General features: G+C 45.1%; 15 protein-coding genes and 1 CRISPR repeat array. Of the genes, 9 read left to right on the top strand and 6 right to left on the bottom strand.

Features of this window, described 5'->3' with window-relative positions:
- The first annotated feature begins 2 nt into the window (after positions 1–2).
- From cas7fv to AC1RJL_RS06825, 4 genes are all read left to right on the top strand, one after another.
- Positions 3–974, top strand: coding sequence for a type I-Fv CRISPR-associated protein Cas7fv (cas7fv, locus tag AC1RJL_RS06840; RefSeq protein WP_492912249.1), 972 nt, complete (start codon positions 3–5; stop codon positions 972–974).
- A 9-nt stretch (positions 975–983) separates the two neighbouring features.
- Positions 984–2039 (top strand): type I-Fv CRISPR-associated protein Cas5fv, encoded by a 1056-nt coding sequence (cas5fv, locus tag AC1RJL_RS06835; protein WP_492912247.1) that lies wholly within the window; start codon positions 984–986, stop codon positions 2037–2039.
- Between the two features lie 9 nt (positions 2040–2048).
- The gene (cas6f, locus tag AC1RJL_RS06830) at positions 2049–2600 is read left to right on the top strand and encodes a type I-F CRISPR-associated endoribonuclease Cas6/Csy4 (RefSeq protein WP_492912245.1); all 552 of its coding nucleotides are present in this window, start codon (positions 2049–2051) and stop codon (positions 2598–2600) included.
- A 131-nt stretch (positions 2601–2731) separates the two neighbouring features.
- Entirely contained in the window at positions 2732–3553 is an 822-nt protein-coding gene (locus tag AC1RJL_RS06825; RefSeq protein ID WP_492912243.1) for a KilA-N domain-containing protein, read from the top strand.
- Between the two features lie 144 nt (positions 3554–3697).
- Positions 3698–7685: direct repeats of the CRISPR family, unit length 28 nt; unit sequence ATTCACTGCCGCACAGGCAGCTTAGAAA.
- A gap of 411 nt (positions 7686–8096) precedes the next feature.
- Here the strand turns inward: AC1RJL_RS06825 and AC1RJL_RS06820 are convergent.
- The 4 genes from AC1RJL_RS06820 to AC1RJL_RS06805 all read right to left on the bottom strand — a co-directional run bounded on the left by AC1RJL_RS06820 (position 8097) and on the right by AC1RJL_RS06805 (position 11005).
- Positions 8097–8414 carry a hypothetical protein gene (locus tag AC1RJL_RS06820; RefSeq protein WP_492912241.1) on the bottom strand — a complete coding sequence of 106 codons (318 nt, stop codon included), beginning with the start codon at positions 8412–8414 and terminating at the stop codon, positions 8097–8099.
- 446 nt (positions 8415–8860) lie between these two features.
- Positions 8861–9565, bottom strand: a complete 705-nt coding sequence (locus AC1RJL_RS06815) for a hypothetical protein (protein ID WP_492912239.1) — start codon at positions 9563–9565, stop codon at positions 8861–8863.
- A gap of 80 nt (positions 9566–9645) precedes the next feature.
- Entirely contained in the window at positions 9646–10338 is a 693-nt protein-coding gene (locus tag AC1RJL_RS06810) for a PEP-CTERM sorting domain-containing protein (protein WP_492912237.1), read from the bottom strand.
- Positions 10339–10507: 169 nt separating this feature from the next.
- Positions 10508–11005 carry a DUF4385 domain-containing protein gene (locus AC1RJL_RS06805; RefSeq protein ID WP_492912235.1) on the bottom strand — a complete coding sequence of 166 codons (498 nt, stop codon included), beginning with the start codon at positions 11003–11005 and terminating at the stop codon, positions 10508–10510.
- A gap of 251 nt (positions 11006–11256) precedes the next feature.
- Between AC1RJL_RS06805 and AC1RJL_RS06800 the strand changes: the two genes are divergently transcribed.
- From AC1RJL_RS06800 to AC1RJL_RS06780, 5 genes are all read left to right on the top strand, one after another.
- The gene (locus AC1RJL_RS06800) at positions 11257–11793 is read left to right on the top strand and encodes a pyridoxamine 5'-phosphate oxidase family protein (RefSeq protein ID WP_492912233.1); all 537 of its coding nucleotides are present in this window, start codon (positions 11257–11259) and stop codon (positions 11791–11793) included.
- Positions 11794–11899: 106 nt separating this feature from the next.
- Positions 11900–12385, top strand: a complete 486-nt coding sequence (locus AC1RJL_RS06795) for a VOC family protein (protein ID WP_492912231.1) — start codon at positions 11900–11902, stop codon at positions 12383–12385.
- A 178-nt stretch (positions 12386–12563) separates the two neighbouring features.
- A complete protein-coding gene (locus AC1RJL_RS06790; RefSeq protein ID WP_492912229.1) occupies positions 12564–13136 on the top strand; it encodes a transposase in 573 nt (190 codons plus the stop codon).
- A gap of 173 nt (positions 13137–13309) precedes the next feature.
- The gene (locus AC1RJL_RS06785; RefSeq protein WP_492912227.1) at positions 13310–14482 is read left to right on the top strand and encodes a glycerol-3-phosphate dehydrogenase/oxidase; all 1173 of its coding nucleotides are present in this window, start codon (positions 13310–13312) and stop codon (positions 14480–14482) included.
- A gap of 161 nt (positions 14483–14643) precedes the next feature.
- Positions 14644–15660: an aspartate carbamoyltransferase gene (locus AC1RJL_RS06780; RefSeq protein WP_492912225.1), complete on the top strand. Its 1017-nt coding sequence runs from the start codon at positions 14644–14646 to the stop codon at positions 15658–15660.
- Between the two features lie 75 nt (positions 15661–15735).
- Here AC1RJL_RS06780 and AC1RJL_RS06775 read toward each other — a convergent pair whose 3' ends face one another.
- Positions 15736–17019: a diguanylate cyclase gene (locus AC1RJL_RS06775; protein WP_492912223.1), complete on the bottom strand. Its 1284-nt coding sequence runs from the start codon at positions 17017–17019 to the stop codon at positions 15736–15738.
- A gap of 193 nt (positions 17020–17212) precedes the next feature.
- Positions 17213–17632, bottom strand: coding sequence for a YchJ family protein (locus AC1RJL_RS06770; RefSeq protein ID WP_492912221.1), 420 nt, complete (start codon positions 17630–17632; stop codon positions 17213–17215).
- Positions 17633–17691 lie beyond the last annotated feature (59 nt).

The following is a 17691-nucleotide window of genomic DNA, read 5'->3' as shown; positions in this document are numbered from 1 at the left end:
ACATGGAAAAAGTAACCGGTATTAAAAGCGTAGATTTTAAAATTAAAGCACTTGGTCATGGTGTGGTGAATTGGAATGGACCAACAACTATGCAAAGCGAGGGGCGAATTATTGATAATCATACAATGCCAAAATTGCGTGGTTATACAAATTTAACAGGTAAGGAAAGTGAAAAAGGCTATAAGCTTAAAAAAGACCCTGCTGATATTAACTTTAAAGAAACCCCCCTTTACATAAGCCAAAACTGCATTAGGCATCATCTGTTTAGGGATCAAGCTTTTGATATGCATTATGCCAGTGATAAGAATTTGCAAATGGTGCTTTCTTCTATTACTGGTTTAATTCGCGGTTATGTAATTCCTTCGAGTCAATGCAAGCGTACAAGCCCATTATTACTTGAGGATTTTGTTGATCAGTTGGGGAATGGTAACTTTGAACAATTAGGACGATCGGGTTCAAAAGAAAAAGAACTTAATAAAAAAGGTGAGGAGTCAAGTAATTCATTTTTTTCAAAAACCACTTTTGGTAATACGGAATACATTTCCTACGGCTCAATTAGTGTTGAGCAATTACAATTCATTTCATTAGATAAAAAGTTTGACCGTGCTGCAATAGTTGTTAAAGAAGGCCAAGGCGAAAAAATCGCTGAAGAAGTTACTGATTTTATTAAATCTCTTAATCCACAATTAAATCCACAGGCTACTTTTCATACTAATTTTGTTCGCAAGGGCACTATTTTTGAAGAAGGTGAAGTGGGTGTTTTATTGAATGATGACGCTATCAAGGCATTGGTTGAGCATACACTTGAGCGAATTTCAGAGCTATCCATTCGTCAGGCTAAAGGCTATATGTATGTAGACGAGGTTTTAGTTGACTATAACGATAGTAACAAAATGATGCGTATCAAACGAGATGAGTCTGAAATATCGGAGCAGCCTGAGTCAATGTTTGCCGTGTATTTTTATGCTAAGTAGAGGTGTTCAATGAAGATTTCAATTGAATACGAGGCGTCTTGGCGAAACTCATTTTTAGATGGTGATAATAATAGCCCACTACCGAAAGGTGGAAGAAAGTTTGTTGCTGCCAGCTCTAATCTTAATGACAGAGAGAGACGTGATAGTTTCAAAGAGGTTAGTCTGTCAAAACAAACTGTATTAGGGGTTCTTTCTCGATTAATTGGTGACCAAAGAAAACTTTATCAATCGCGGATGAGTGATAGTTATTTTTTTAAAGAATTTGAAGATCGGATAAGCTTTATAGACAAGCCTTTAATTTCTAATGAAATTGTATTTATAAGAAATATGACTGGAAGTTTTGACCGTGAGTCTTACACAGGAGTAATTAATACTGACCATTGGTTATTTAACTCTCAATATTCCAGCGAATTATGGAGCCTAGTATTTTTGGAGCCTCGATTTTTGCTAGATTTCATTAAAAACGATAGCCAATTTTGTTCTCATAAAAATTTTGATCCTAGAACAATTGTTGATCGTTTTAATAACTTCAAATCTGTTTCAATTGGAAAGTTAGTTGATATTGATGTAAATGAAAATAGTGTCTTGGATGCAATTAAAGTATTGAATGATGATAAGGTTAATTCACAACTAAAATACATTTTCCCTACAATGAAAAAGACATTTTCTGATATTGAATACATAAAATCAGATAAAGTTGATTTTAGAGCACTTTATTGTTCGGCTCTATATTTAAAGTTTCTGAGATTAAACAGCACTGGAACAAAGATAATTGGAAATATCAAAGGATTTTCTGTTGCTGGAATAACGCCTAAAGATTTTATGAGTTGTTTTTCTCAAGGAAAGAAAATCGTATATGGAAATCCATATCTCAAGAAAGAAAAAATAAAAGGTCAGGGTGAAGTCACTTCTATGCTTACCAAAGCCAGTGGCCAACTCGAAATAACTATTGATGTTGAAGCAGAGAAAGCGCAGGAAATAAAAAACCTTATCGACAATGCTGGTGTATCCGCATTTTACTTAGGGAAAAAGGGTTTGGCTTATGTTTCTAAAATTCGCATTTAGGAGAAAGCAATGGATTATTACATAGACATAGAGCTAAAACCTGATGCCGAGATGCGGGTAAATGTTCTGCTAAATAAGGCGTATACCAAGCTTCATAAAGCTTTATTTGATTCCAATAGTGAGTCAATTGGTGTCAGTTTTCCGGCTTATAAGGCTACTCTCGGCGCGATGATTCGTGTGCATGGTAGTGCTGGTGATTTAGAGGAATTACAATCGTTGAATTGGTTGGGTGGTTTGAGTGGTTATTGTGCTGTAAGCGAACCGAAAAAAGTGCCAAGTGATGCGTTGCATCGTGTTGTATCGCGTAAACAAAGCAATATGACACAAGCAAAGCTTAACCGTTTAATCAAACGTGGTAGCATAAAACTAGAAGAAGTTAAAAATTATCGAGCAAAAATGTATGCGGTAGGTTTGGATGAGCCTTATTTGGAGTTGGAGAGCACATCTAATGGCAACAAACATCGTAGATATATTCAATTCGGTGAACTAAAAGCAGAGCCGAGTTCCGGCGCCTTTGATTTTTTTGGATTGTCTAAAAGTGCCACCATCCCCTGGTTTTAATTACCTTTAATAAAAAGTGGCTTAGCCAATCGGTGACAATTTGTCACCGATTGGCTATTTTGCTTCTTGATGCCAATACTGTTTTTATATACAGCATTGGCTTCGCAAGTAATTAACCAAGGGATGAAGCGATGAGCAGCCAGTTACAGGTATTAGAGCAAGAAATAGGCACATCACAAGCCAACGGCATCGAGTACATTTGTATTACGGATATTGCGCGATACAAAAATCCAGACAGGACGGGTGCTGTTATTGGAAACTGGATGCGTAATCGCAATACCATCGAGTTTTTGGGGATTTGGGAGCAACTCAATAACGTCGATTCTAAACTCATCGAATTCGATGAGTTTAGAAAGCAAGCAGGGCTGAACAGCTTTACCCTCACTCCTACACAATGGGTTGAATCTACGAACGCGATTGGTCTTATCTCCAAAGCGGGGCGCTACGGCGGCACCTACGCCCAAAAGGATATAGCCTTCGAGTTTGCCAGTTGGATTTCAGTTGAGTTCAAGTTATATCTCATCAAAGAATTTCAACGCTTGAAAGAGCAGGAGTTTGTTCAGCTGGGGTGGGACATTCGTCGTAACCTTGCCAAAGTAAATTATCAAATTCATACCGATGCGATTAAAGAAAATCTAATTCCCGATACGCTAACCAAGCAGCAAATCAATGCTGTTTATGCATCGGAGGCGGATTTATTAAATATGGCGTTGTTTGGTGTTACCGCTAAACAGTGGCGAGATCAGAATCCTGCCATGAAAGGAAATATGCGGGATTATGCCAATATCCATCAGCTGGTTTGTTTGGCAAATTTGGAGTCAATGAATGCACATTACATTGCGGAGGGCTTAACCCAATCTGAGAGGTTACCTAAATTGAATGCTTTGGCGATATCGCAAATGAAGGTGTTATTGAAAAGTGTCTCTCTAAATACCATGAAAACCACTCGGTAATTACCATCTTTCAGACCATTAAAAATAACCCTTCAAAAAACCTTTTTTAAATCAAATAGTTAAAGAGTCTCAAAAAATAATGGTAAAAATGGGTTATTGGGTATAACTCTTTGTTGCATAAGTATTTTTTGCAGTTAGACTATTATTCACTGCCGCACAGGCAGCTTAGAAAGTTTTAATGTCTTGCGTAAGTGCGCCATAGACATTCACTGCCGCACAGGCAGCTTAGAAAAGTCAACTGCCCCAACGGCTGATGGCTGGGAAATTCACTGCCGCACAGGCAGCTTAGAAAAACATCGCCCTGTAATGATGTGCGCGCAGCCGATTCACTGCCGCACAGGCAGCTTAGAAAGTAAACACCTCGCTGATCGCTGGCGAAGTTGAATTCACTGCCGCACAGGCAGCTTAGAAATTATAGGTACAGCAATTGGAATCTTGGGGATTATTCACTGCCGCACAGGCAGCTTAGAAAATTTGTATGGTGTATTTTCCATCATCCCGTCCATTCACTGCCGCACAGGCAGCTTAGAAAACGAAAAGACAAGGAGAGAGCCAGCGTTTATTATTCACTGCCGCACAGGCAGCTTAGAAATGCCGGAAACACTATTTACAATTGAATCAATTATTCACTGCCGCACAGGCAGCTTAGAAAATGGTAATCGTAAGGTGAAAGGCTCAAGTCCAATTCACTGCCGCACAGGCAGCTTAGAAAAACTGGATCTTGGTCGGTTAACAAGGTGGATGATTCACTGCCGCACAGGCAGCTTAGAAAGATTCTTTACGAGCTCGTTCCGATCTCGAATCATTCACTGCCGCACAGGCAGCTTAGAAAGTTTATCGGCCTTAGTGCCACGCCGTACAGCAATTCACTGCCGCACAGGCAGCTTAGAAAAGAAGCCGCTATTTTGGTTGTGGAAAGTTAAAATTCACTGCCGCACAGGCAGCTTAGAAAGTCCTGTGCTTGCCACTTGCGATTGCGTAGCGATTCACTGCCGCACAGGCAGCTTAGAAAACAGATCGAAAAGCAGTTGGGCAAGAAGAACTATTCACTGCCGCACAGGCAGCTTAGAAAGGTATCCCGCAATACGTCAAACATTATCGGGAATTCACTGCCGCACAGGCAGCTTAGAAAGTGAGTCAGGATACATTGGACTGGTGGAAGAAATTCACTGCCGCACAGGCAGCTTAGAAAGTTGGCAGACAGTGGCGAATGGGGCGGCGTTGATTCACTGCCGCACAGGCAGCTTAGAAAAAACAAGAGCGCGCTGCTTATTCCAAGGCTCGATTCACTGCCGCACAGGCAGCTTAGAAATTATTGAGCAGCTCGAAATATTGAACGCCGAAATTCACTGCCGCACAGGCAGCTTAGAAACGCAATTACCCCGCTCGGCGCTATTATTGCCAATTCACTGCCGCACAGGCAGCTTAGAAATGGAGAGTACTGCGCGAATTAAATCTACAGCCATTCACTGCCGCACAGGCAGCTTAGAAAGGTTGGTTGTTGCTGAAACTCTATCATTGCTGATTCACTGCCGCACAGGCAGCTTAGAAAATCGCGCACGCTAATAGCGGTTTTAGTAGAGGATTCACTGCCGCACAGGCAGCTTAGAAAAGCGGAATTTTGCGGCTCTCGCTGCCCTCACTATTCACTGCCGCACAGGCAGCTTAGAAAATATTGTTTTCGCTGCCTGCTTTTATTCCCACATTCACTGCCGCACAGGCAGCTTAGAAAGTGATAGACAATAGCGAGTACCTGGGGTTCTAATTCACTGCCGCACAGGCAGCTTAGAAAAATATGGATCGGTAACGGTGCCGCAGTGAATAATTCACTGCCGCACAGGCAGCTTAGAAAATATCGAGCCAAAGCCCACAGAATGGGTTCGCATTCACTGCCGCACAGGCAGCTTAGAAAGATTTTGCACTCGGAAAGAACCATGCCTTCAGATTCACTGCCGCACAGGCAGCTTAGAAAAATAATTCAACGCGTAGAGGCAGTGTCAGAAAATTCACTGCCGCACAGGCAGCTTAGAAATTAATACTGTCTGCCAACTCTTCAATTGTTTGATTCACTGCCGCACAGGCAGCTTAGAAAATTCGGCAACATCATAATGGCAAGTTACAGCCATTCACTGCCGCACAGGCAGCTTAGAAAATACAGAGCAGCCTGAGCTGCCATCCAGTTCCATTCACTGCCGCACAGGCAGCTTAGAAAGGATTTAGGCCCGTGGATTGGGATGTTAAAGAATTCACTGCCGCACAGGCAGCTTAGAAAAATTCAGTACGAGTTTCAGCGATGGCGGTAGCATTCACTGCCGCACAGGCAGCTTAGAAATAAATTGAATGCAGATATAAAAGCAATTAACGATTCACTGCCGCACAGGCAGCTTAGAAAAGTGCTACCGGTGACCGGTCAGCGGCCAGTGCATTCACTGCCGCACAGGCAGCTTAGAAAAGCAATTAGAGGCGGAAGAAACTCAACGTGACATTCACTGCCGCACAGGCAGCTTAGAAATCCACGCAGCAATCGTATGGGTCCAGATAGCGATTCACTGCCGCACAGGCAGCTTAGAAAATTAATCGTACTAACTCATCCCAAGTGAAATCATTCACTGCCGCACAGGCAGCTTAGAAATCGGCAAGAGCGGGGCACACGCTATTACCGCAATTCACTGCCGCACAGGCAGCTTAGAAAATTTCAGACAAGGCCAATGACCGCAACCCTGAATTCACTGCCGCACAGGCAGCTTAGAAATCTACAAGAGCATTCCCGATAGAACCATAAAGATTCACTGCCGCACAGGCAGCTTAGAAATAAGTTTTGTAAACGTAGAGTATTCATAACTAATTCACTGCCGCACAGGCAGCTTAGAAAGTCAATTTGTATTGTTCCGCTGCCAGGAGAGGATTCACTGCCGCACAGGCAGCTTAGAAAATGAAGGCGATGACAAAGAGGATTACAGTCAGATTCACTGCCGCACAGGCAGCTTAGAAAAGACTCAATGATCGATGGTATGACGCGCGACTATTCACTGCCGCACAGGCAGCTTAGAAATCTTGTTGCCCAGTTGTTAACGGTCTGACGAGATTCACTGCCGCACAGGCAGCTTAGAAATTATTATAAGTGGCTGGCAGTGCGCTTGAAATATTCACTGCCGCACAGGCAGCTTAGAAATAGTGCATGACACAAGGTAAGCGTATTGGATTATTCACTGCCGCACAGGCAGCTTAGAAATTGCTTCACTCCACTGATGGCTGCTAGTTGCTATTCACTGCCGCACAGGCAGCTTAGAAAACATCAGCAGCCGCCACCCAGTTGCGCTGACTATTCACTGCCGCACAGGCAGCTTAGAAAAATACTGTTTGGGGATGACAAGAAAGGATTATATTCACTGCCGCACAGGCAGCTTAGAAAGAGGTAATCAGCTCCACATTCAATTTTACCCTATTCACTGCCGCACAGGCAGCTTAGAAATCAGTGTGGTATTTATACACTTGTCCAATTGTATTCACTGCCGCACAGGCAGCTTAGAAAATCACCAGTACTCAACCAGTACGGGTTGATGTATTCACTGCCGCACAGGCAGCTTAGAAATCAAGTAGACCGGTAGCGGCTTCAATAAGTCCATTCACTGCCGCACAGGCAGCTTAGAAAAACATTCGCCATCTTCATTACACGGAAGTTTGATTCACTGCCGCACAGGCAGCTTAGAAAGCTGGAACAGATTTAACAACGTAGTTCATTAAATTCACTGCCGCACAGGCAGCTTAGAAAAGAAGGTATGCACGATGTTTACGCAGCCCCAGATTCACTGCCGCACAGGCAGCTTAGAAATGAGAGTGTCCCTGTCCATCAACCTGGGTTATATTCACTGCCGCACAGGCAGCTTAGAAAACTACTTTACTGATTCCGGGCTTCAACAAGCTATTCACTGCCGTGCAGGCAGCTAAGAAAACGTCAATCGCAAGTGCTGTTATTGCGCGCTCATTCACTGCCGTGCAGGCAGCTAAGAAATTTGAGGCAGTAGCCGCGATCCTGTGTGCACAATTCACTGCCGTGCAGGCAGCTAAGAAAGAACGGAGAGAAGGGATTGAATAGAGTGATAAATTCACTGCCGTGCAAGCAGCTAAGAAATACTACGGCATCAGTACGCAGTGCAGCGCCGAATTCACTGCCTGCAGGCAGCTAAGAAAATGACGACACTCCATGCTCGCAATACCGGTTCATTCACTGCCGTGCAGGCAGCTAAGAAATTGTATAGAGCCCAATACTCAATAGGGGAGAGTAGTAGTGGGTTTAAAAATTGAAGCAGGGAGAGCATGAGACACTATGTGAAATTACCCCTCAATGCTAAGCAAGCTCAAGTGATAATAATGTCCGATTATTTGAATACCGATTATTTGAATACCGATTATTTGAATACCGATTATTTATTATAATAGGGCTAAAGAGCAAGCAGTAGATCCTGATTTCCAATTTCCACTCTTGACCGAAGCTGTCACCATCAAACATCAAGGCAGTCACCCGACCGCCTCTCAAAAAAACCTACCTAATCTTCCTCTTACAAAACTCCTGCATTCGATACATCAATTCCGCCAAGCCACACACAGCTTGCGCTGGTAATTCAATGTCCTGATTAAGATGACCTAAAAGCGATTCCACCAAACATATTTGGTCACGCAATTGAATATCATTGTTGTGGAGGTTTTCTTTTTGGATGTCGCGGCCGATGGTTTCTAAGTGATTGCCATCGGGCGAGTGAATTTCTACGCAGCTTTGTTGATAAAAAGCGTTTTGAAAGGGATTGAGAGTGACGACGCAATTGGAGTCGGTGCCAGGCACCAGAGGGGTAATATTATCCATAATAGTATCTCTGTGTTGAGTTGTTTATCGTGCCTCCATGAGGTTGCAATTCATGGAGGCGGACTGGACAAGGTTGCAACCACCGGCCTCAACAACACCGGCCCGCCCGAGGGCGGCCTCATCCAGCCGCCATAACGTAGGCGTAGCTGTACGAGGACACAAAACACTAAGGAAGTGTCGTGTGCCTGTTGAGAATTACCGGGGGTTGCAATCCCGACAGCGGATTTTGCCGCTGCGCGAGCAGATTAGTGGAAGAGGGTAGGACTGTCAATTTGATGAAATAGTGAGCGCAATTCCAACTGTTATGTGGTTGCACAAATCAATTGTAGGGGCGCTGCTTGCTGCGCCCAGTCTTTTTTGTTTGGTCATTTTCTTTTATATGGTAGATAGGGCGCAGCAAGCGGCGCCCCTACATGAAAAAATCTTGGTGGTGCAAGGTTTTTTCGTTATTTGCTAGACGGATTTTTCGACTTCATTTTTCGGGCAGCAAAAATACCAATCAGGGCAGATATAAGAAGTGCAGATGTTAAAGGTTCGGGAACAGAGGTGTGTTTTACGGAGAATCTGGGAAACTCAGGAATATCATTTGGATATTCGCCTTGATAGTCTCCGTAGAATCCGGCTTCGATATCAATGACCGCGTCATAACCTGATCTGCTGTACTGTAAATTATCCACGACCAGACCCATAGAGTCCGTATCGCCACCGGAGTAAATAAATGCACGTGCTGTAGTGCTATTTGGCAAATTGTTATTCACAAAATCAACTATTAAATTCCATTCTGTGTATATGTGCCCCTCATATTTATATGCTAAGAACCAGAACGTACTGTGTTCAATAGTATTTGTTTCGAAAACCCCGGAAGACCTGACATTTGTTGCTACATTGTTAATTCTCTTTTCTATTACTTCCAATTCATTCATTGAACCAAAGTCAATGTCGGGAATGACAAAGCTGATTTCAAATTGGAACGTCTCGCCTGAATAAAGATCAAGATATAGTGGAGTGCCATCTTGAAGCTGGGACTTTTCGCCGGTCCATTGCATCACTGCTGTTTCATAAGTAAGTAACATATGTGCAGAGGCGCTTTGCATAAAAGCAAGCAGAAACAGTGCGGATAGCGTGGATAAAAGATATTTACTGATTTTCATTTTTCAATCCTTAAATGGTAGTGAAAAAGCGGGAGGTAGCAGGGATAACAATAGGTAACACGAACTATCTGATGGTGAAATTAACTTATTCTTTTAATTCTTCTGCGGGTAAAAACTATAAGGCTCAAGCCAGTTAACAGCAGCCCCATTGAAATGGGTTCCGGTACGGACACTTTTTCAATAGTTAATTGACTATCATAATTTGCGAAGTGAACATCCGTATTTAATATCCACTCCATGTCATGTCTTTTATAAACCCAGTTGTCCCAATAATACAAAAAATTAGCGCTGCCGCTGCTGACTCCGGATCCGTCTGGATTTAATTCAATTAAGCCGCCCACCGAAAATGATCCGCCGCTTGCTGTACCGTTTACCAGGGGCGCGCTATCAATAACATCAAATGTCAGGCTCCATGAGGTGTACAAAGGAATATCGGGTATGAGTTCAAACCGGCTTTTAGTCACTAGCGGAGAACCAAATATGCTGGAGGTATTTATATTGGTAATCACGTTATCGAAAATTAAATGTGTTGGCTCTGTAGCGGAAAATTCCGGGATAATAAAATCAACATTGAAACTAATGGTTTGATCGATAAAGAAATCTCCGTAATAGACATAATCTTCATCCCCAAAGCGGAGTTCTTCGCTCTGCCATGTGAGGTCGGTGCTGTTGTAACTAACCTTCAAATAAGCAAATGCGCTGGAAGCCCATGCAGCACAAAGAATAAAAATAAGATGTTTAGCAAATACGGAATAGAATCCTGACACTTTCATAATCGACTCCTTCTCGCTTGTGATGGATTGAAGACGCATGGAGATCATGCTACTGGCGCAAAGTAGCAGCCTCTGAAGGGATTTAGTAGTGTCCGATAGTTCATTTGGTAGTTCATTGCAATTCAATCAAAACCATTTGGCGTGTAACTCAATATTTGATAAGTAGCTGTTATTCCTTCCATATGTTTTTATGTGCAATCAACATCCCTTGATACTTCTTATTATTCTTAGCCTTCTGCCATACCTCATAAAAAATTTCCGCGCTGCGAGCTTTTTCTTCATCAATCACTTTGGGTAATGTTTTTCTGCCGTGTGCACCGCTTTGGCCTTTTTTATCTTCGGGGACGGGGCCGTCGTATTTTTTGCCGCTCTTGTGGTTGGCGTAGCGGCGACTGCGGGTGTAGCCCATTTGCAGGAATTTTCTGGCCATATCGGCGCCGACAAAATCATCGGCTTTTAAATATTCTTTAAACAGCGTATAAATTTTTTGCGCGGATTTTTTAGCTAATGCAGGTGTTTTGAATTTCCAGTGCGGAAGTATTTCGCTTTTGTAGGGTTCGACCAATAAAACCCCTTGCTCACCAATTCCTGTTCGATAAAGCTCCGGGTGATGGCGAAGATTCAGGTTTTTATAACAGAGCGAATAATCAAATTTTGCGAAGGGCATTTTCCATCTCTTAATTCGAATTTTGGGAAGCTGGGCGATATGGCGCGTCGGCCTACAAGTAGCATCATTGTAATGTTGCACATTTACCTTGGCAGTTTGATTCCGTACAAAACTATTAGGTTTGGCGCCGGTAGTCGGTGTATAGGTAGGTTGTTTACCGCACGGTTCATTAGTTGATGTAGGTATAAGGTGGACAGGTATATGTTGCATTCGCAACGGTCACTTTTTAACGCCATTTAAGTGAGGTTATTATGGACTCTATTAACAAAAATCAGACAGAACACAACCATGAAGATTTAAACGGTGCTGCAGCGGTTGAAAAAATCAAACACATCATTGATAAAGCGGAAAGTTGCTTTTTTAGTACTGTTGTTGCAGTTGCTGGCTCTTGCGGTACGCGCCCCATGGGTGTGCAGAAGGTAGATGACGAAGGAAACCTGTGGTTTTTGAGTGCGAGTGATAGTCATAAAAATCAGGAGATCGCGATAAATCCTGATGTTACTTTGCATTTCCAAGGCTCTGCACATTCCGATTTCTTGGTATTAAAAGGCAGTGCTACTGCGTCGCGAGATCAAAATAAAATCAAGGAATTATGGCAGCCTATCTTCAAGACTTGGTTTACCGAAGGTGAAGATGATCCACGTATTTCCGTTGTTAAATTTACTCCAATCGAAGGCTACTATTGGGATACCAAACACGGCTTCGCGGTAGCTGGCATTAAAATGGTTGTAGGTGCGCTCACGGGTAAAACATTAGATGATTCGATTGAAGGAAAAGTGAGAGTGTAAATCGACTATTCTACTCACACATCTGAATGGGTCTATTCAGGCTTTATGAGCTTGAATGGATTTTTTTTGTTTCATTACTCTTTAAAATTTTATGAGGAGAGTTGATATGACTACACAAGCAAAAAATACAATTTGCCTTTGGTATGATGGCGATGCTGAGGAAGCGGCGCGCTTTTATGCTGCAACATTTCCTAATTCTTCGGTGGATGCAGTAAATCTTGCGCCGGGAGATTATCCGTCCGGGAAAGAAGGCGATGTGTTAACGGTGGAGTTTACAGTATTGGGAATTCCATGCATTGGGCTTAATGGTGGCGATACCTTCAAGCACAGTGAAGCATTCTCGTTTCAGATCGCAACCGTTGACCAGGCCGAAACAGATCGCTATTGGAATGCGATTGTGAACAACGGTGGAGTGGAGAGCGAATGCGGCTGGTGCAAAGATAAGTGGGGTTTATCTTGGCAGATCACTCCCGAAGTACTCAGCAAAGGCGTAACCGATCCCGATCCCGCCGTTGCCAAACGCGTGTTCAACGTAATGATGACAATGAAAAAAATCGACGTTGCTAAAATTGAGGCGGCGTTGCGCGGGTAAATCGCGAGCGAATGTCGAATATATAAATTGTAGGGGCGCTGCTTGCTGCGCCCTGGTTTTTAATTTATCTGGTAACTTGTGCACTAAATCAAATCGGGCGCAGCAAGCGGCGCCCCTACGGATTGGATATTCCCGTAGGGGATATTTAGATACCGCCAATAATTCAAAGGAGTGAGATATGAAATACAATCTGGATGTGCATCATCGCCGTTCAATCCGTTTTAAAAATTATGACTACTCACAAGCAGGTGCTTATTTCATAACACTGTGTATACAAAACCGGGAATGCTTGTTGGGCGGCATTATCGATAGAAAGATGCAATTTTCACCTGTTGGTGAAAATGTGTGTTTGCAATGGACTAATTTGCCGCAACGTTTCTCCGGTTTGGAATTAGATGTATTTGTCGTAATGCCCAATCATTTTCACGCAATTATTTCCATCAATCCCGCATCTCATGCCACATCCGACACCACGACCGTAGGGGCGCCGCTTGCTGCGCCCTGCTTTACACCAAACGAAAAGGGCGCAGCAAGCAGCGCCCCTACAATTGGGAGGATGTTACGCGCGTTTAAATCTATCTCCGCCATTGAAGGAAATAAATTACTGAATAGATCTAACCAACCGTTTTGGCAGCGCAATTATTGGGAGCGTGTTATCCGCGATGAAAAGGAATTAATGATTTTACGTCAATATATCTTGAATAATCCGGCTCAGTGGGAATTGGATTCACTATACGAGCCCACCACGTAACGGGGATCTTGCCGGTTTATACCAACATGTAGGGGCGCCGCTTGCTGCGCCCTGCTTTACACCAAACGAAGCAGCGCCCCTACGGTACGGCAAATGGCATAAACGTCGAGCCGTCGAACATTTTTACATCCCTGTTCTATACTTCCCTCTGTCTTTTATGCGGAAGTGCAAGAATGAAATATGACATTGTCGTCATTGGGGCAGGAATCCAAGGGGTTGGTGTTGCGCAAGCAGCGGCAGCGGCTGGGTATTCGGTATTAGTGGTCGAGCAAACTGCACCGGCGGCAGGTACGTCGAGCAAGTCATCCAAGTTGATCCATGGCGGTTTGCGTTATCTGGAGACGGCGCAATTTGGTCTGGTGCGTGAAAGCTTGCACGAGCGGGCGCTACTGTTGCGCCTCGCACCCGAGCTGGTGAAGTTGCAGCCGCTCCATATTCCTATCTATGAAGATTCAACCCGTTCCCCGCTGACCATTCGCGCCGGCCTTAGTTTGTATTCGCTGTTGGCGGGATTAAACAAAGACTCGCTGTTTACCCAATTGGGGCGTGATCATTGGTCATCATTGACAGGACTGCGGCAGGACAACCTTAAGGCCGTTTTCCGCTATTACGAAGCTCAAACCGATGATGCAGCCTTGACTCGTTCGGTGCTGCAATCGGCGGTGATATTGGGGGCAGATTTGCTGATGCCGGCGCGTTTTGTCGGCGCCGAGCGCAACGGGCAATGTTGCAAGGTGGATATCGAAACGGACAAGGGCCACGAATCAATCAGTTGCCGCGTATTGGTTAATTGCGCCGGACCTTGGGCTGGCGATGTTTTAGCGCACATCACACCGGCTGTGTCATCGCCTTCAATTGAGCTGGTGCAGGGTAGCCATCTGTTGTTGCCGCCGGTATTGGATCAATATTTTTATCTGGAAGCGCCCAAGGATAAACGCGCTGTGTTCGTCCTCCCCTGGGAGGGGCGCTTGCTGGTCGGCACTACCGAGAAAGTCTACCGGGGCGCACCCGGGCAGGCGGCTTGTTCGCCGGAAGAACGGGATTATCTGCTGGCGACCTTGCGCCATTACTTCCCGCACCTTGATCTCCCGGTTGCGGATAAGGTAGAAACATTTGCCGGTTTGCGTGTGCTACCCCGGAGCGATAAAAATGCCTTTGCACGTCCGCGTGAAGTGATGTTTGCAGTGGATGACGAAGCTCGCCCACGGGTGTTATCGATTATGGGGGGCAAATTGACTACTTATCGCGCAACCGCACAGGAAGCCATGTTGCGCCTGGCGCCGTCATTGCCGACGAAAGAGCGGCGTGCGGACACGGCGCTGGTCAGCTTGATTCCGGTACATTGACTTCTGCGTCATTGATTGATGGTGGGAATTGATCCGGCGCAATATTTTTAGCGGATGCCATTGGTATCCGCGCTTTGCTGCCGCTAAAATGGCGCCCGTTTTCCATCTCACTCTTCCGGGCTAATGCCTTCCTTGCCAGCGGTTTCCGCTAAGGAACTCTTGTGAACTTTACCGGTGCGCACATTCTTTCCATCAAACAATTTGAACGTGCTGACATCCAGCGCGTTTTCGACGTGGCCGACTCCATGGAACCCTATGCCTTGCGCCGCAAGGTGACGCGGGTGTTGGAGGGAGCGATTCTGGGCAATATGTTTTTCGAGCCGAGCACGCGTACACGGGTGAGTTTTGGTTCTGCGTTTAATCTTCTGGGTGGCAACGTGCGCGAGACCACCGGTTTTGAAAGCTCATCGCTGACCAAAGGCGAGTCGCTGTTCGATACGGCGCGGGTGCTTTCCGGTTACAGCGACGTTATTTGTATGCGCCATCCGCAAGCGGGGTCGGTTGCTGAGTTTGCCGAAGGCAGCCGGGTGCCGGTACTGAATGGCGGCGATGGCGCCAACGAACATCCGACCCAGGCGCTGTTGGATTTGTACACCATCCGCAAAGAACTGCGCTCCAAAAATCGCACTATTGATGGTTTGCGTATCGCCATGATCGGTGATTTAAAACACGGCCGCACGGTGCATTCGCTGTGCAAACTTTTATGCGTGTTCGACAATATCAGCGTTACGCTGGTATCACCTAAAGAATTGGCGATGCCGGAGTACATCGTTGAAGATCTGCGTAATGCCGGCCACATAGTGGCAATCACCGATGATTTAACCGCGAGTATTTCCCATATCGATATTGCTTACTCAACCCGCATTCAGGAAGAGCGTTTTACCAGCAGAGAAGAGGCGGATCAATATCGCGGTCGCTTCCGCTTGAACCAATCTATTTACACCCAATTCTGCGAACCCAATACCGTCATCATGCATCCGCTGCCGCGCGATTCGCGCGCCGATGCGAATGAGTTGGATAATGATTTGAATGCAAATCCAAACCTCGCCATTTTCCGCCAAACCGATAATGGTGTATTAGTGCGTATGGCATTATTTGCGTTGGTGCTGGATGTGGCAGATCAAGTGGAAAAATTTTCGCGCGACGTGAATTGGTATAATTCATTGCGCTCGAATTAATTGTTGGCGATTAAATAAAAAATCCGCGTAAACATTGTTTACGCGGATTTTTTATTTGTGCAATGAGGAAGGAAGTTAGTGAATAAGCTGAATGATTTTATTCAGCAGGGCAGGTCCGCCGAGGGTTTTGTCAAAACCGGCTTTGATACCGAGTTCTTTTACTTGTGCCAATTGGTTTTCATCAGGCAGGTCGCTGACTTGCGCAAGCGTAATCCCGGCAGTTTTTGATGTGCGCGCCAAAATTTTACACAATTCAATACCAACGTCGGTGTTCAATAAAGTGTTGCCGAGTAGAATTAAATCCGGGTGCAGATCAACTGCCAGTTCCAGACATTCTTTGTGCGATTCAGCGGTTAGCAAATTGAAATGTGGTTGCAAGAGCGCACTGAAGTGGCGAATCAATTCCTGGTTCGAATCGGCTAATAGCAGGGTCTTGTGTGTAGCAACTTCATCAACCCAACTGCGATTGCGTCCCGCGCGTTTGGCCTTATAAAGCGCGCGGTCGGCATTTTTAATTAACTCTTCCAAGTCGTGTCCGGTCGTACGCAAACAGGTTGCGCCACCAATACTGGCAGTAACCAAATTGCTGGAGGGCGATACATCGTGACGCATCTGGATATTTTCAATGGCTTCGCTGATCGCCTGGGCAACACGCATTGCACCTTTTGCATCGGTTTCCGGCAGCAGCACAATAAATTCCTCGCCACCGTAGCGGCCTAAAATATCCGCGCTGCGGTGCAAGCAACTTTTAATTGCTTGGGTGACTTTCTTCAAGCAGGCATCACCCGCCGGGTGGCCGTAGTGATCGTTAAACAATTTGAAATGGTCAACGTCGATCATCAACGCACTAATCGGTTGTTGATGGCGTTTGGCCAATGACCATTGTTGCTGTGCTAATTCATTAAAGGTGCGGCGGTTGTAAATATGGGTAAGGCTGTCGAGTTGGCTTAACGCTTCCAATTCTGAATTGAGACGATGGAGTTGATCGCGCATTTCGGCGATGCGTTCCATTGCGCGAATTTTCGCCTTAATGATCATAAAGCTGACAGGTTTGATCAAATAATCATCCCCGCCCGCTTCGATACCTTCGCGATAATTTTCATCTTCGTTTAATCCGGTGACGAAAATAATCGGGATCCAGTGGCCGGCAAGCCATTCGCGAATCAGACGGGTGGTTTCAAAACCATTCAGGCCCGGCATTTCCACATCCATAATGATCATATCGACTGGCGTGTTTTCCAGCAGTTGCAGTGCCTCTTCACCGCTGCGCGCAAGCAAAGGTTCGTGACCGGCGTCAATGATGTAATTGCGCATGGCGAAACGGAGGGTTGCACTGTCTTCAACCAGAAGAATTTTCATAGCGTTAGCGCGAATGGCATGTAATCGATAGGGACAAAAATGAGTGTAGCCGTTTTTATTACTTTTGTAGCTTATGGCGTGCGGCGCAGTTTAAGCAGCGAAAGTCGATGAGTCGAATAGATACCTGTATAAACGGTGGTTTTTTGTCCATATCGGCGTATAAGTCACACTTTGCCATCGGTATTTTTCAATTTTATGGCTGGTGATCAACATAGAGCCATTTATTGAAAACTTTTTTGAATTGCGACGCTTCATGGTGTTGCTGCAGCTTTCCGTTGTGGTGAAACAGCGCAATGAACTCCACAATGCCCTCGCTGTCAGTTGCTTGGCCTTGTTTGGTTGAGAGGATTTGCAACCCCAGCCATTCACAGCTTTCAGCCCAAACGCGAATATCCGCTTTCGATGAGCGGATGCGTTGCTCGGGACTCCAGGTTTCCCACAGATAATCAATCGCCAGTACTACATGGGCGCTGTAGCGTGAGCGCATTAGTTGCTCGGCCGTTGCAGGGTTCAGTTTGCCCTCAATATAGGGTAAGCAGCAATTGCGTAACCATTTTTGAGAGCCGCATGGGCAGGGTGCATCGGCGTCAGATAGCAGCGTTTTTGGTGGCATTTTGTGGCTCTTTTCGGTATTTTGTGCGCCTATTTTCGCTGGGTGCGGCCATTTAGCCA

The sequence above is a fragment of the Cellvibrio sp. GW822-FHT04B05 genome, from assembly GCF_058800985.1.
The sequence above is the reverse complement of the archived record's forward strand: the minus strand, read 5'-3'. Positions and strand labels throughout refer to the sequence as shown.

Excerpts from the sequence above, each read along its gene's own strand:
- cas7fv (WP_492912249.1), top strand. The coding sequence starts at position 3 with ATGGAAAAAGTAACCGGTATTAAAAGCGTAGATTTTAAAATTAAAGCA.
- cas5fv (WP_492912247.1), top strand. The coding sequence starts at position 984 with ATGAAGATTTCAATTGAATACGAGGCGTCTTGGCGAAACTCATTTTTA.
- cas6f (WP_492912245.1), top strand. The coding sequence starts at position 2,049 with ATGGATTATTACATAGACATAGAGCTAAAACCTGATGCCGAGATGCGG.
- AC1RJL_RS06825 (WP_492912243.1), top strand. The coding sequence starts at position 2,732 with ATGAGCAGCCAGTTACAGGTATTAGAGCAAGAAATAGGCACATCACAA.
- AC1RJL_RS06820 (WP_492912241.1), bottom strand. The coding sequence starts at position 8,414 with ATGGATAATATTACCCCTCTGGTGCCTGGCACCGACTCCAATTGCGTC.
- AC1RJL_RS06815 (WP_492912239.1), bottom strand. The coding sequence starts at position 9,565 with ATGAAAATCAGTAAATATCTTTTATCCACGCTATCCGCACTGTTTCTG.
- AC1RJL_RS06810 (WP_492912237.1), bottom strand. The coding sequence starts at position 10,338 with ATGAAAGTGTCAGGATTCTATTCCGTATTTGCTAAACATCTTATTTTT.
- AC1RJL_RS06805 (WP_492912235.1), bottom strand. The coding sequence starts at position 11,005 with ATGCCCTTCGCAAAATTTGATTATTCGCTCTGTTATAAAAACCTGAAT.
- AC1RJL_RS06800 (WP_492912233.1), top strand. The coding sequence starts at position 11,257 with ATGGACTCTATTAACAAAAATCAGACAGAACACAACCATGAAGATTTA.
- AC1RJL_RS06795 (WP_492912231.1), top strand. The coding sequence starts at position 11,900 with ATGACTACACAAGCAAAAAATACAATTTGCCTTTGGTATGATGGCGAT.
- AC1RJL_RS06790 (WP_492912229.1), top strand. The coding sequence starts at position 12,564 with ATGAAATACAATCTGGATGTGCATCATCGCCGTTCAATCCGTTTTAAA.
- AC1RJL_RS06785 (WP_492912227.1), top strand. The coding sequence starts at position 13,310 with ATGAAATATGACATTGTCGTCATTGGGGCAGGAATCCAAGGGGTTGGT.
- AC1RJL_RS06775 (WP_492912223.1), bottom strand. The coding sequence starts at position 17,019 with ATGAAAATTCTTCTGGTTGAAGACAGTGCAACCCTCCGTTTCGCCATG.
- AC1RJL_RS06770 (WP_492912221.1), bottom strand. The coding sequence starts at position 17,632 with ATGCCACCAAAAACGCTGCTATCTGACGCCGATGCACCCTGCCCATGC.